Below are 13,404 nucleotides of genomic sequence, written 5' to 3' on the forward strand. Positions count from 1 at the left end.
GTCGCCCCGCAAAACCCATGCCCCAACGCCCCCCCCTCAACCTGCTCGTCGGCGCGCTCCTTATCGGCACCGTGACCGTGAGCGCGCTGCTCAGCTTTGTCTGGCTCCCGCACGACCCCAACGCGATGAACTTTGCCGCGCAGCTCGCGCCGCCGAGCGCCGCCCACCCTCTAGGCACCGACCAGTTCGGGCGCGACCTCTTAAGCCGCCTCATGGTGGGCTCGAGGGGGGCGCTCTTCGTCGGTTTTGTGGCGGTCAGCATCGCCCTCGGCGCGGGCTGCCTCATCGGCGCCCTGGCGGGGTTTGTCGGCGGGCTCCTCGACGAAGCCCTCATGCGCCTCGTCGACGTGCTCTACGCGTTTCCCCCCATCCTCATGGCGCTCCTCTTGGCCGCCGTGTACCAACCCGGCATCCTGACGGCGATGGTCGCGATCGGCATCGCCACCACCCCGGTCTTTACCCGGCTCATGCGGGCGGGCGTGTTGGAACTCAAGGGGCGCGACTTCGTCGAGGCGTCCTTTGCGCTCGGCTCGAGCCCCGCGCGCTTGCTGCTGCGCCACATCCTACCGAACGCGCTCTCGCCCATTATCGTGCAGGCGAGCCTCAGCTTCGCGGTCGCCGTGCTCGCGGAGGCGGCGCTGTCGTTTCTCGGCCTCGGCACCCCGCCGCGCACCCCGAGTTGGGGCAACATGCTCCGCGAGGCGCAGGGGTTTTTGGCGCTCAGCCCCTACCCGGTGCTCGTACCGGGGCTCGCCATCGTCGCCACGGTGCTCGGCTTTAGCCTCCTCGGCGACGGCCTGCGCGACCTGCGCGACCCGCGGGGGCGCTAGGCGCGGCTTACCCCGAGCCTCGCCGCGCTCGCCAGGCCGGTTTGTAGAGGTCGTCGTAGGCGGCGCGCACCACCTCCCGAAAGCGCGCGCGGTCGCCGGCGGCGACGACCGTCTGCTCCTCGAGAAGGCGCCGCACCGCGACCTCGAGCCCGTCACCCTTACGCAACTTGCGGAGGCTGCGAAGCACGATCTGCGCAAAGGGGATCTGCGCCCCGAGGTGAACGTGCAACCACCACAACAGGGGTCCCCAACCCATGAATTGCGGGCCTGGCCCCTCGACGTGGGCCGCGAAGTCCCAGTTCGTCAACGTTCGCAGCGCCGGCGTAAAGGCCCGCGCACCGATGGCAGGCACCCCGGTGGCGACAGCCGAAGCGTAGTCACAAAACCCCTCCTGAACGATGTGAAACGCCGTGTCGGGGGCGGTTGCGCCGCTTCGGCAGCGGCCCGCGCGCCGGACAAGGCGGCGTTAGCTATGATGGCTTTTATGTTCGCCGACTCCAGGAGGTGCTAGCCGTGCCGCCGCTAACGCCGCGCGCGCTCGAGCGCCGCCTCAAGCGCTACGTGTGGGGTGAGACGCACGACTTTCTAGCGGTGTGCGCCCCCGGCCTCGAGGCCGTCCTCTTAGGGGAGGTGCGGGGGCTCCCCGGGGTCACCGACCTCGTGCGCGTGCGCGGCGGGGTCAGCTTCCGGGGCCCCTTTGAAAGCCTCTACCACGCCAACTTGGAGCTTGCGACCGCGCACCGCGTGCTCTGGCGCATCGGCGCGTTTTTGGCGCAGTCCTACCCCATGCTCTTTAACAAGGCGCGCAGGCTCCCCTGGGAGCGCTTCGTGGGCTTTCAGCAGGAGGTGGCGTACCACGTCGCCGCGCGCGCCTCGAGGCTGCGCCACGGCCCCAAAATCGCCGCGACGCTCCACAGCGCCCTCTCGGACGCGCTCGCCCCTTTGGGCCTCGGCGCGGCGCACGTCGAGGCCGCCCCGCTCACCGTCCACGCGCGGCTCTTTCGCGACCGCTGCACCCTGAGCCTAGACACCAGCGGCGAGCACCTGCACCGGCGCGGCTACCGCACCCATGTCGGCGAGGCGCCTTTGCGCGAAACGTTGGCCGCCGGCATCCTGCTCGCTCTAGGCGCCCCCGCGTTCGACCTCATCGTCGACCCCATGTGCGGCAGCGGCACCCTGCTCATAGAGGCCGAGCGCCTCGCGCGCCGCCGCCCCCCCGGCGAGTTTCGGCGCTTCGCCTTCGAGCACTTCCCAAGTTTTCGCCCCCCCCGCTACGCGCGCCTTAGGGAAAAGGCGCTCAGCACCCCCGCGCCGGAGCGCCTGCCCCGCCTTTACGGCTTCGACCGCGACGCGAGGGTGTTGGAGGCGGCCACGCACAACGCCCGCGCGGCGGGGGTCGCGGGCGCGATCACGTTCACTCAGGCCGACGCGCTCACGCACCCGCTCGCACCCCTCCGAGCGCCCCACGAACGGGCGCTGCTGGTCTGCAACCCGCCCTACGGCCATCGCTTGGGCGAGGGTCGGGCGCTCTACCGCCGCCTCGCGACCGCCCTCAAACCGCTCTCGGGGTGGCGCGTCGCCATCTTGATGCCCGAACCCGCGTGGCTCGCCGAGCTCCCGCGAGCGCCGGCGCTGCGCTTTCAAAACGGCGGCCTAGACGTCGTGCTCGTCACCGGAAAGCTGCCCTAACACCCGGCGCTCGCGAAACCGCCCTGCCCCGAAGCGCCGCTCACCGGCGCGCAAAGCCCGCTCAAAACGTGACAACTGCCGTAACTTGTGCTCGCTACGCGAGGTGTGCTTTAATAGGAATGTTGCCACCAAGCTAGGCAAGGAGGAACCCCCCTACATGGATAAAGAGTTAAACCACGCTGGAGAGCACCCTGGCTCCAGCACCGACCAAGCCCCGAGCTCCGGTTCGACCGAGGCCCCGACCGAAGCAGCTCCGCAGGGTGGGGGCGCGACGTCGGCTGAGACCAGAGAAGCGCTCTCAGCAGAGGACACCTCAGCGTCCCCCACAGACGAGGACACCCGAGCTGAAGCGACACGTGCGCCAGCCGAAGATGCCCGGACGGGCGGCCCCAACTTGGGCGCCGCGGTCGTCGCGGGGGTCGCTGCGCTGGGACTGGCTGCGGTTTTCGGAGCCAATCGGGATAAACCCTCGCACGAAGAGGCCACCCCCGACAGGAACGATGACCGTATGACCCAAGCGACACCCACAGACGAACCCACCCAAACCGACGCCGAGCAGCCCGACGTGGTGCAGACCGCCGAGACGCGCACCGCCGCCCCCGAAGCAGCGGACGCGCCCGAGACACCTCCTGCCGAGCCGAGTGTGGACGCTAAAAGCACCGATAGCAGCGAGACCCGGAGCGGCGACGCAGCCGGTGACGCCGAGACCATGACCATGGAGGAGGTCATGGCGGCGTCTGATGAGCAGCTCGCGCGCAAACCGATCCACCGCGGGATGATCACGACGGGAACGGTGATCATGCTCTCGCAAGAGGGCCTCGTGGTCGACGTCGGCCAGAAGGTCGAGGGGCTCGTCCCCTACAACCAGCTCTTCGAGTTCGAGGTCGACGCCGCCGAGGCGGCCAAGTACTTTAAACCGGGCGACGAGCTGCAGGTCTACGCGGTCCGCGTCGACATCCCCAACAGCACCATCATCTTGTCGAAAAAGCGCGCCGACCAAGAGCGTGCTTGGAACCTGCTCCAGGACATCTACGACAAGAAGCTGCCGGTCGAGGTCGAGATCGTCGAAAAGGTCCGCGGCGGTCTGGTCGCCAACCTGGGCGTGCGCGCCTTTTTGCCGGCGAGCCAAGTTGACGTTCGCCGCGTCAACGACCTCTCCCCGTACGTGGGCAAGCGGCTCAAGGTGCGCATCATCGAGCTTAACCGCCGCCGCAACCGCGTCATCATCTCGCGCCGCTCAATCCTCGAAGAGGAGCTCGCCGAGCAGAAGGCCGAGACGCTTAAAAAGCTCGAGCCCGGCGCGCGCTTGGAGGGCGAAGTCGTCGAGATCACCGACTTCGGCGCTTTCGTCAACCTAGGCGGGATCGACGGCCTGGTACACCGCAGCGAGATCACCCACGGCCGCTTCAACCACCCGCGCGAAGTCTTAGAGGTCGGGCAGAAGGTCAAGGTCGAGGTGCTCGACATGGACTTGGAGCGCGAGCGCATCAACCTGTCCATGAAGTCGCTGCGCGCTGATCCCTGGGAGAACGTGCTGGCCAACTACCACATCGGCCAGAAAATCAGCGGCAAGGTCACCAACCTCACCCCGTTCGGCGCTTTCGTCGAGATCGAAGAGGGGTTAGAGGGGCTGATTCACGTCTCCGAGATGAGCTGGACGAAGCGCGTCCGCCACCCCAAAGAGCTGCTCGAAGAGGGCCAAGAGGTCGAGGCGATGATCCTCAAGATCGACGTGCAGCAGCAGCGCATCTCGCTCGGTATGCGCCAGACCCAACCGGACCCCTGGAGCAGCCTCCCCGACCGCTACCCGCCCGGCACCGAGGTCACGGGGCCGATCACCGGCCTTACCGACTTCGGCGTCTTTATGGAGATCGAAGAGGGCATCGAGGGCCTCGTGCACATCAGCGAGCTCGCCCACGAGCACATCGAGGACATCTCGGAGCACTTTAGCCGTGGCGACGAGATCACCGCCGTGATCCTCAACATCGACCCCGTCGAGCAGCGCGCGAGCCTGTCGCGCAAGCGCCTGCTGCCCTACAACGCCAGCATGAGCGACGACCTCGGGACCGTCCCGATGGGCGCCCCTCAGGGCCGTGGCGGGAGCCGCAAAGGGCGCCGCGGTGGCCGCCGCAGCCAGGGCATCGACTACGACTACTCGTACGCCGCTGCTGACGCGGGTGCCAAGACGACCACCAAGCTCGGCGACGTCTACGCCGACCTCTTCGCGCAGTTCGGGCTGACCGACGCCAAAGAGTCGGAGAAGGAGACCGCCGCCCAGGAGGCACCCAGCGAGCCGGAAGCGCCCAAGGCCGAAGCCGCTGCTAGCGCGCCGCCGGAGCGGGCGCCAGCCGAACCGCAGACGCCCAAACCGCAACCCCAGGCGAGCCATCAAGAGCCAGAGGTCGAGCCGGAGAACGCCATCGACGCGGCCGAAGCGGCGGCGCTCCTCACCGCCGCTTTCCGCCAGGGCAAACGCCCGACCACCGAGAAGACCGAGGATAACGAGGCGTAAGCCCCTACCCACGACCCCAAAAGAGGCGCAGCTTTAGGGCTGCGCCTCTTTGGTTAGGTCACACTTCACGCCGCTAGTAGCAGCTAGTCGGCAACGCCCCTACGTAAGAGCGTGAGAGTTCACCCTGCACGCTACCTTCCGAGGGCTGCCTGCAGCAACTCGCGGAGCTGCGGTGCGTCGTGACCACCCTTAAAGCCTTAAAACGCCACCTTCGGCGCGCGACGCTCCTCGGCGGGGGTCTCGAGCGGCTCCTGCTCGCGCTTACCCATCGGCCCCGCCAGGAAAACCCCCGGCACGGTCTGGATGGCGTTGTTAAACTGCAGCACCGCGTCGTTGTAGAACTGCCGCGCGTAGGCGATTTTGTTCTCCGTCTCCGCGAGCTCGCCCTGGAGCGCGAGGAAGTTTTCGTTCGCGCGCAGCTCGGGGTAGTTCTCCGCCACCGCGAACACGCTCCTCAGGGCCGCCGTGACCTGGTTGGCGGCGTCGGCCTGCTCGGGGATGCTGGTCGCACGCAGCGAGCGCTCGCGCGCCTCACCCAAGCGGGTAAACAGCTCGCGCTCGTGAACCGCGTACCCCTTGACGGTCTCCAACAGGTTGGGAATGAGGTCGTTGCGGCGCCTTAGCTGCACGTCGACCTGCGCCCAGGCGTTTTTCAGGCGGTTCTCGAGGACGATGATGCGGTTGTAGAGCGCGACCGCAGCGAGCGCCAGGACGACGAGCAACACGAGCAGGATCCAACCCACGGCTACCTCCTAGGCCCCCGAGACCAGTGTAGCGCGGCGGGCGCGTCCGGCGCTTTTGGCGCAGCTTTTTTGTGCAGCTTTACGGCAGGCGCTCGGTGATAACCCCGCCGCCCAAGAGCCGCGTGCCGTGGTAGAGCACCGCCGACTGACCGAGCGTGACGGCGAACATCGGTTCGTCAAAACGGAGTTCGAAGCTCGAGCCCGACAGGCGCACCGAAGCGGGCACCGGTCGCTGGCGGTAACGCGTCTGCACGAGCACCCGCTCGGGCACCTCCGCCGCGTCGAGCAGCCAGTTCGCCTGCTCCGCGCGGAGGCCGCGCCAGTGGCACATCTCGCGGGTTCCCACGATGACCTCGTTGGTCTCGGAGCGCAGGTCGACCACGAAGCGCTCGAGGTGCGAGTGGTAGAGCCCCAAGCCGCGCCGCTGCCCGATGGTGTAAAACTGCACGCCGCTATGCTCGCCCACCTTTTTAAAGCCGTCGGAAGCGTCCAAAACGGCTCCGGGGCGGCGCTCGCTAAAGTCACGCAGGTAGTCCTTGACGCTCGTGGTGATAAAGCAGAGCCCGTGTGACGACCTTTTGTCGGCGGTGGCAAACCCGCGCGCTTCGGCGAGTTCGCGTACCTGCGTTTTGCTAAGCGCGCCGAGCGGGAAGAGCAGGTGCGGCAAGATGCTGCGCTCTAACGCCCAGAGAAAGTACGTCTGGTCCTTTGTGTCGTCCTCGCCGCGGTGCAGCTCCACCCCCCCGGGGCCGTCGACCCGGCGCACGTAGTGCCCCGTGGCGATGTAGTCGCACCCGAGCCGCCGCGCTTTTTTGAGAAAGGTGCCGAACTTGATCTCGCGGTTGCACCACACGCACGGGTTCGGCGTCCGCCCCGCTTCGTAGGTGGGGACAAAGGGGCTAATAACCACCTCGTCAAACTGCTCGCGCGCGTCTAACAGGTAGAAGGGCACGTCGATCGCGTCGGCGACGCGGCGCGCGTCAAAAGCGGCGTCGGGGCTGCAGCAGAGGTCAAAAGCGCCCTTCGGGCGGTCGTCGGGCCAAAAGCGCAGCATCGCCCCCTGGACGGCGTACCCCGCCTCTTTCAGGAGCGCCGCCGCCAACGACGAATCCACCCCGCCCGACATGGCGCAGAGCACGCGGCCCTTGGGGGCCGCGTCGGTCGTTTGAGGTTCCAGAGTCGGCGAGGGAGCAAGCATCACGCCTTCTAGTGTAGCGGAGCGCCCCTTAGCGGCGCGGCGCGTCTGCGACATGGGCCGCGCGCCACGACGGCGCGCGCGGGCACGGCCGCTAGTGCCCCAGCGCCCTTTGCAGCGCCAAACGGTCGTAGTAGACCGTCACCGAGGTGATCTTGCCGTCACGCACCTCGTAGAAGGCGGCGACGGGTTGCGCCACCCATACGCCGTCAAATAAGCCGCTGTTGACGCCCTCGGTCGCGACGACGTCGCCGCTCGCGACGTAGCGGAGGTGACGGAAGCGGACCCGCGCCCGGCTGTCGGCCTCGAGGGTGCGCCTCAGAGCCGCCTTGCCGCGCCGGACTTTGAAGCCCAACCCCCCCGCCGCGTCCGGCGCGCGCTGGAGCACCGCGTCGTCGTAAAGAGCGAGCGCGCCCTCGACATCACCTGCGTTCAAGGCGGCGGTTGCCGCCTTGACGACAGCTACGGGATCTACTGGGTCCATGTGGATCCCCCCTAGCGCACCCCCACGCGCGCTCGAGCTGGAAGGCGACGGCGCTCGGGCAGCACCACGGCGGGTACGGGTATCGTCCGCAGCGCCGGTATCACCCACCAAACGCGCGGCTGAACGGCCCTCTGCCTGCCGCGCGTGTCACCGACCGATGCTACCGGCTACGGCTACCAATACCACGGCCACTGAGGCTAGATCTGAATCGTCACCCGCGCCCCGTCGCCCAGCAGGTGCACCGCGTCCGAAAAGCGCAGCACCCGCGACTTATACCCCATCGAGACGGTGTGCGTGCGCGCGCCGTCTTTAAAGAAGCGCACGCCTTTCAGCATGTCGCCGTCGGTGATGCCGGTCGCGCTAAAGACGATGTTTTCGCCCGGCGCGAGCTCCTCGGTGCGGTAGATCTTCTCCGTAGAGACGCCCATCGCCGCGAGGCGCTTCGCCTCCTCCTCGTTGCGGGGCCGGAAGCGCCCCTGGATCTCGCCGCCCAAACACTTGAGCGCCGCCGCCGCGAGCACCCCCTCGGGCGCGCCGCCGATACCCATCACCGCGTGCACCCCCGTGTTGCGCACCGCCGCCGCGAGCGCCGCGATGACGTCGCCGTCGCCGATGAGCTTGACCCGCGCCCCCGCCTCGCGCACCTCGCGCAAGAGCTCCTTGTGGCGCGGACGGTCGAGGATGACCACCGTGAGGTCTTCGATGCGGCGGTCGAGGCTCTGCGCCACGGTGTTGAGGTTCGCAGCGACCGGCCACGCCAGGTTCACCCGGCCCGCCGCGGGGGGCCCGACGATGAGCTTCTCCATATAGGTGTCGGGCGCCTGGAAGAGCCCCCCCTTCTCGGCGATGGCGATGACCGCGACCGAGTTGTTGACTAGCCGCGCGGTGATGCCGGTGCCCTCGACGGGGTCGACGGCGATGTCGACGGGCCACGCGCCCGGGCCGCCGCGCCCGACCTTTTCGCCGATAAAGAGCATCGGCGCCTCGTCGCGCTCACCCTCGCCGATGACGATCTCCCCGTCGATGTCGAGTTCGTTGAGCACGCGCCGCATGGCGTCGGTACCGGCTTGGTCGACGAGCTCGGAGTCGCCCTTGCCGGCGACGCGGCTCGCGGCGATGGCGGCTTGCTCGGTGACGCGCACCGTGTCGAGCACGAGCGCCCGCTCCATGTCCGTCCCGCTCACCGGCCGCGCAGCGGGGCTCGGCGGGGTGCTCGGGGTCTCTTTACGCGCTTTCTGGGTCATATCCCCATAGTGTGGCACAGCGCCCCTAAGCGCAGGCGGTGTGTATCGCGCGCGCGATAAACACTACCCCTGCCCTTTGTGCGGGGCGCCGTGCCGCGCGGCGAGCACGGCTGCGACGTCGTGCAGGCTAGAGCCGCTCTCGTGGAGCAGCACCGTGAGGTGAAAGAGCAAATCGGCGGCCTCCCCGGCGAGCTCCCCGCGCGCCTCGGTGAGGGCCGCCACGACGCTCTCCCCCGCCTCCTCGACGACCTTCTGCGCCACGTAGCCGAGGCCGCGCGCGTGGAGCTTGGTGACGTAAGAGCCTTCCGGCAGCTCGGCGAGGCGCGCCGCGACGACGTCCTCCAAGGTCGCCATCATCTCACCGATCCCGGGCTCGGCGCGCGCCGTGAGCGCCCGGTAAAAGCAGCTCCGCGCGCCCGTGTGGCACGCCGCGCCCGTCTGCACGACGCGGTAGAGCAGCGCGTCGGCGTCGCAGTCGACGCGCACCTCGACGACCCGCTGCACGTGCCCGCTCGTCGCCCCCTTGCGCCAGAGCTCGCCGCGCGAGCGGCTGTAGTAGTGCGCCTCGCCGGTCTCGAGGGTTTTCGCCACCGCCTCCCGGTTGGCGTACGCCAGCATCAAGACCTGGGCGGTGTGGGCGTCTTGCGTCACGACCGGGACGAGGCCGCGCTCGTCGAAGCGCAGCGCCTCGGGGCGCAGGGGGGGGTCTACGGGGGTGCGGTCCATAGGGGCTAGTCTAAGCCAGGTGGCGCCCCCGTACCGCACCAAGGGGCGCCCCCGTCCCCCTTGCGCAGCCACCCGCCGCTACGGGCGGAGCGACCGGGGGCGTCTACAATGGGGGGTGCTGATGACACCCCGCCGCCCCCCCTACCCCCTAAGCGTCGCCCCCATGATGGACTGGACCGACCGCCACTACCGCGCTTTTATGCGCGGCGTGACGCGGCGCACCCTGCTCTACACCGAGATGGTCCACGTCAACGCCGTGCTGCGCGGCGACCGGGAGCGGGTGCTGGGCTTTTCCGAGTTTGAAAAACCGCTCGCGCTGCAGCTCGGGGGGGACGACCCGCGAAAGCTCGCCGCGTGCGCGCGCGTCGCCGAGGACTGGGGCTACAGCGAACTCAACCTCAACGTCGGGTGCCCGTCGCCGCGGGTGCAGCGCGGCAACTTCGGCGCCTGCTTGATGGCGCAGCCGGAGCGGGTCGCCGCGTGCGTCGCGGCGATGCGCGAGGCCACCACCTTGCCGGTGACCGTAAAGCACCGCATCGGCATCGACGACCGCGACCGCTTCGACGACCTCGCACACTTCGTCGAGGTCGTCGCGCAGGCGGCTCCCGCCCGCTTCACCGTCCACGCGCGCAAGGCGTGGCTCTCGGGGCTCTCGCCGAAGGAGAACCGCACGGTGCCGCCGCTGCGCTACGAGGAGGTCTACCAGCTTAAACGCCTGCACCCCGAGCTCGAGATCGAGCTTAACGGCGGCGTGCGCAGCCTCGAGGCCGCCGCGGCGCACTTGGGGCGCGTCGACGCCGTGATGATCGGCCGCGCCGCCTACGAGGACCCCTACGCGCTCGCGCGCGCCGACGCCCTCTTTTACGGCGCGCCTCACGTGCCGACGCGCCGCGAGGTCGTCGAGGCGTTTTTACCCTACGCGAGCCGGCAGCTCGAGCGGGGCGTCCCGCTCGCCAGCTTGACGCGGCACCTCTTGGGGCTCTTTACGGGCGCGCCGGGCGCGCGGGCGTGGCGGCGCCTGCTCAGCGAGCAGGCCCACCAGCCGGGCGCGGGCGTCGAGGTTTTAGAGCGCGCCCTTGGGGCCCTTCCGGACGAGGTCCTCGACGCCCGCCCCGAGGTGAGCGCGCCCCAACCCGCCCCGACGCGAGCCCCGGCGACGGCCACGCAGGGGTTTGGGCAACGGTGATTGTAGAATCGGCCATGGTCTTTCCTCTCGGCCGCCCCGCACGCCTCGCCGTGCTCGCGTCGGGGCGGGGTTCGAATCTGCGCGCGCTCGCTGCCGCCTTCCCCCCGGGCGACCCGCTCGGGTCGGTCGTTTTGGTGCTGTCGAACCGGCGCGACGCACCCGTGCTGGCGCTGGCTCGCGACCTGGGGATCGAAGCCCGCTTCATCCCCTTCGGCGCCGATCGGGCGCGCTTCGAACGCGAGGCGACGGCGCAGCTGACGGCGGCGGGCATCGACCTCGTGCTCCTGGCGGGCTTTATGCGGGTGCTCTCGCCCGCCTTTACCGCGCGCTACGCGGGGCGGCTTGTGAACATCCACCCCTCGCTGCTCCCCCGCTTCCCGGGGTTGCACGCGCAGCGCCAGGCGCTCGAAGCGGGCGCGCGCGAGTCGGGCTGCACGGTGCACTTCGTCGACGCCGGCGTCGACACCGGCCCCGTCATCTTGCAGCGGCGCGTCCCCGTGTTGCCGGACGACACCGAGGAGCGCCTCGCCGCGCGCATCCTTGCCCAGGAGCACCGCGCCTACCCCGAGGCGGTTCGGCGGGTGCTCTTGGGCGAGGCGCGCTTCGAGGCTCCGCAGAACCAGGAGGCGACCCCGTGAAGGTCATGGTCGTCGGCAGCGGGGGGCGCGAACACGCGCTCGTCTGGAAGCTCGCCGCCTCGCCGCGCGTCAGTGAGCTGCTAGCTGTTCCCGGCAACGCGGGGATGGCGGCGCTCGCCCGCTGCGTCCCCTGCAGCCTGACGCCGGAGGCGCTGCTCGAGCTCGCCGAGCGCGAAGGGGTCGACTTTACCGTCGTCGGCCCCGAAGCGCCGCTCGTGGCGGGGGTCGCCGACGCCTTTGCGGGGGCGGGGCGGCGCCTTTTCGGCCCCGTGCGCGCGGCGGCGCTGCTCGAGGGTTCCAAAGCCCACGCGAAAGCCTTTATGGCGCGGCACGGCGTACCGACGGCGGCCCACGCGAGCTTTCGCGACCTCGCCGAGGCGCTCGCGTACCTTCGCGCCCAGCCTCTGCCGGTCGTGGTCAAGGATTCGGCGCTCGCCGCGGGCAAAGGGGTGACGGTGGCGCAGCGCTACGAGGAGGCCGAGCGCGCGCTCCGCGAGGTGCTGGGGCGCGGCGGCGAGGTCGTCATCGAGGCCTTTTTGCGCGGTCAAGAGCTCAGCCTCCTCGTGCTGACCGACGGCGACACGGCGCACGCGCTCCCGCTCGCGCAGGACTACAAGCAGGCCTTCGACGGCGACCGGGGGCCGATGACGGGGGGGATGGGGGCCGTGGCGCCCGCGCCGCTCCTCAGCGAAGCGGCGCTCGAGACCGTGATGCGCACCATCGTCGCGCCCACGCTCGCGGGGCTGCGGGCCGAGGGGGTCACCTACCGGGGCGTCCTCTTTATCGGCCTCATGGTGACCGAAGCGGGGGCCAAGGTGCTCGAGTACAACGTGCGCTTCGGCGACCCCGAGACGCAGGCCGTGCTGCCCTTGCTGCAGAGCGACCTGCTCGAGCTGCTCGAGGCGACGGCCGACGGGCGGCTCTGCGAGGTCACGCCCACCTGGTCGGACGCCGCCTCGGCGTGCGTGGTGCTCGCCGCGCCCGGCTACCCGGGGGCGTACGCCAAGGGGCTCCCCGTAGCGCTGCCGAGCACGCTCGAACCGGGGACGCTCATCTTTCACGCCGGTACGGCGCGCGACGGGGGCCGTTTGGTCTCCGCCGGCGGCCGCGTCCTCAATGTCGTCGCCGTGCGGCCGGCGCTCGCCGAGGCGGTCGCGGCGGCCTACCGCACCGTCGACCGCGTCACCCTCGAGGGGGCGCACGTCCGCCGCGACATCGGCGGGCGCCTCGGGGGCGACGTCGCGGTAGACTGACCCCATGCTCGACGACCTCAGCCGACTCCGAGCGGCCGACGAGGGCGGCTTTTTGGGCCGCCTCGCCGCTCTGCCCGGCTCCTACGACGGCCCCACGGGGGAGCGCCCCGGCCCCTACGGCCTCACCGGCTTCGGCGAGGCCGACGCGCTCGCGCGCGCGCTCTCGAGCTGGGTGGACGCGCCTTTGGTGACCAGTGGCACCCAGTTTCTGCTCGCCTCGGGCTTCGACTTCGGCGAGCTCGGGCCCCTCAAGCTCAGCCTCGAGCTCTCCCAGGCCGACCCCATCGTGCTCGGCTACGACGCGCACGAACCGGACGTGCGCATCCCGCCGGGGGTGCTGAGCCCGTACACCTACGCCGGCTACCTCGCGCACGCCACCGGCCACGGCGCGGCCTTTAGCGAGGCCGAACGGGCGATGCGCTCGCTTGCTGACGCCTTCGCCCCCGAACGCCCGACCGAAGACAACCCCGCCAAGGCGCTCGCCTGGGCGCTACTAAACCGCGTCCCGCTCCTTTTAGCGAGCCGCGCCGACGCGCCCGCTTTAGAGATCTGGCAGCGCCTTTTGGGCCGCGTCGGCAAAACGCTCGCCATCACCGTCGGCAGCCACCCCTTGGAGGTGCTGACCGGCGCTTTCGAGGCGCGCCACGCGCTGGCCGACGACATCGTCGGGGTGGTGCTCGGCGGCGGCGACGCCGAGACGCGGCTCGCGTGCGAGGTGCTCGCGACGCGGGCGGCGCAGCTCGAGCCCTTCGCGCTCCCGGACGCCCCGACCGACCCCGGGGCGCGCACCCTCGCCCTCTGGTACGCGGGGCTCTGGGTGGCGGCCTACCTCGCGCTGCTGCAGGGGCAGAGCCCTCAGGACACCCCCGTCTACGCGCGCGCGCAGCAGGCGGCGGCGGAGTAG

At 70.0% G+C, this 13,404-nt stretch carries 13 protein-coding genes; 7 read left to right on the forward strand and 6 right to left on the reverse strand.

Annotated elements, in window-relative coordinates; genetic code table 11:
* The first annotated feature begins 17 nt into the window (after positions 1-17).
* Complete coding sequence (locus tag TRAD_RS12900) at positions 18-830, forward strand: ABC transporter permease (protein WP_013179055.1); 813 nt, start codon at positions 18-20, stop codon at positions 828-830.
* Positions 831-837: 7 nt separating this feature from the next.
* Here TRAD_RS12900 and TRAD_RS12905 read toward each other — a convergent pair whose 3' ends face one another.
* Positions 838-1,182 (reverse strand): hypothetical protein, encoded by a 345-nt coding sequence (locus TRAD_RS12905; RefSeq protein WP_013179056.1) that lies wholly within the window; start codon positions 1,180-1,182, stop codon positions 838-840.
* A gap of 161 nt (positions 1,183-1,343) precedes the next feature.
* Between TRAD_RS12905 and TRAD_RS12910 the strand changes: the two genes are divergently transcribed.
* Together TRAD_RS12910 and TRAD_RS12915 are read left to right on the forward strand one after the other, a co-directional pair.
* Positions 1,344-2,519 carry a THUMP domain-containing class I SAM-dependent RNA methyltransferase gene (locus tag TRAD_RS12910; RefSeq protein WP_013179057.1) on the forward strand — a complete coding sequence of 392 codons (1,176 nt, stop codon included), beginning with the start codon at positions 1,344-1,346 and terminating at the stop codon, positions 2,517-2,519.
* A 508-nt stretch (positions 2,520-3,027) separates the two neighbouring features.
* Positions 3,028-5,031, forward strand: a complete 2,004-nt coding sequence (locus tag TRAD_RS12915; protein WP_148221254.1) for a 30S ribosomal protein S1 — start codon at positions 3,028-3,030, stop codon at positions 5,029-5,031.
* Positions 5,032-5,228: 197 nt separating this feature from the next.
* Here the strand turns inward: TRAD_RS12915 and TRAD_RS12920 are convergent, their stop codons facing one another.
* The 5 genes from TRAD_RS12920 to hisIE form a co-directional block, all read right to left on the reverse strand.
* Positions 5,229-5,774: a LemA family protein gene (locus tag TRAD_RS12920; protein ID WP_013179059.1), complete on the reverse strand. Its 546-nt coding sequence runs from the start codon at positions 5,772-5,774 to the stop codon at positions 5,229-5,231.
* A 79-nt stretch (positions 5,775-5,853) separates the two neighbouring features.
* Complete coding sequence (mnmA, locus tag TRAD_RS12925) at positions 5,854-6,972, reverse strand: tRNA 2-thiouridine(34) synthase MnmA (protein WP_013179060.1); 1,119 nt, start codon at positions 6,970-6,972, stop codon at positions 5,854-5,856.
* A 91-nt stretch (positions 6,973-7,063) separates the two neighbouring features.
* Positions 7,064-7,453 (reverse strand): nuclear transport factor 2 family protein, encoded by a 390-nt coding sequence (locus TRAD_RS12930; protein WP_013179061.1) that lies wholly within the window; start codon positions 7,451-7,453, stop codon positions 7,064-7,066.
* A gap of 197 nt (positions 7,454-7,650) precedes the next feature.
* A complete protein-coding gene (glpX, locus tag TRAD_RS12935) occupies positions 7,651-8,622 on the reverse strand; it encodes a class II fructose-bisphosphatase (RefSeq protein WP_041948072.1) in 972 nt (323 codons plus the stop codon).
* 138 nt (positions 8,623-8,760) lie between these two features.
* The gene (gene hisIE / locus TRAD_RS12940; protein WP_013179063.1) at positions 8,761-9,423 is read right to left on the reverse strand and encodes a bifunctional phosphoribosyl-AMP cyclohydrolase/phosphoribosyl-ATP diphosphatase HisIE; all 663 of its coding nucleotides are present in this window, start codon (positions 9,421-9,423) and stop codon (positions 8,761-8,763) included.
* A 121-nt stretch (positions 9,424-9,544) separates the two neighbouring features.
* On the opposite strand from hisIE, the gene dusA reads away from it, so the two are divergent.
* From dusA to TRAD_RS12960, 4 genes are read left to right on the forward strand one after another with little or no spacing between them, the layout of a single operon-like run.
* The gene (gene dusA, locus TRAD_RS12945; RefSeq protein WP_013179064.1) at positions 9,545-10,609 is read left to right on the forward strand and encodes a tRNA dihydrouridine(20/20a) synthase DusA; all 1,065 of its coding nucleotides are present in this window, start codon (positions 9,545-9,547) and stop codon (positions 10,607-10,609) included.
* A 14-nt stretch (positions 10,610-10,623) separates the two neighbouring features.
* Complete coding sequence (gene purN, locus TRAD_RS12950) at positions 10,624-11,247, forward strand: phosphoribosylglycinamide formyltransferase (protein WP_013179065.1); 624 nt, start codon at positions 10,624-10,626, stop codon at positions 11,245-11,247.
* Entirely contained in the window at positions 11,244-12,500 is a 1,257-nt protein-coding gene (gene purD / locus TRAD_RS12955; protein WP_013179066.1) for a phosphoribosylamine--glycine ligase, read from the forward strand. Before purN ends, purD begins: the two co-directional genes overlap by 4 nt.
* 4 nt (positions 12,501-12,504) lie before the next feature.
* Complete coding sequence (locus TRAD_RS12960) at positions 12,505-13,404, forward strand: SIS domain-containing protein (RefSeq protein ID WP_013179067.1); 900 nt, start codon at positions 12,505-12,507, stop codon at positions 13,402-13,404.

This window comes from Truepera radiovictrix DSM 17093 (assembly GCF_000092425.1).
Taxonomy (GTDB): Bacteria; Deinococcota; Deinococci; order Deinococcales; family Trueperaceae; genus Truepera; species Truepera radiovictrix.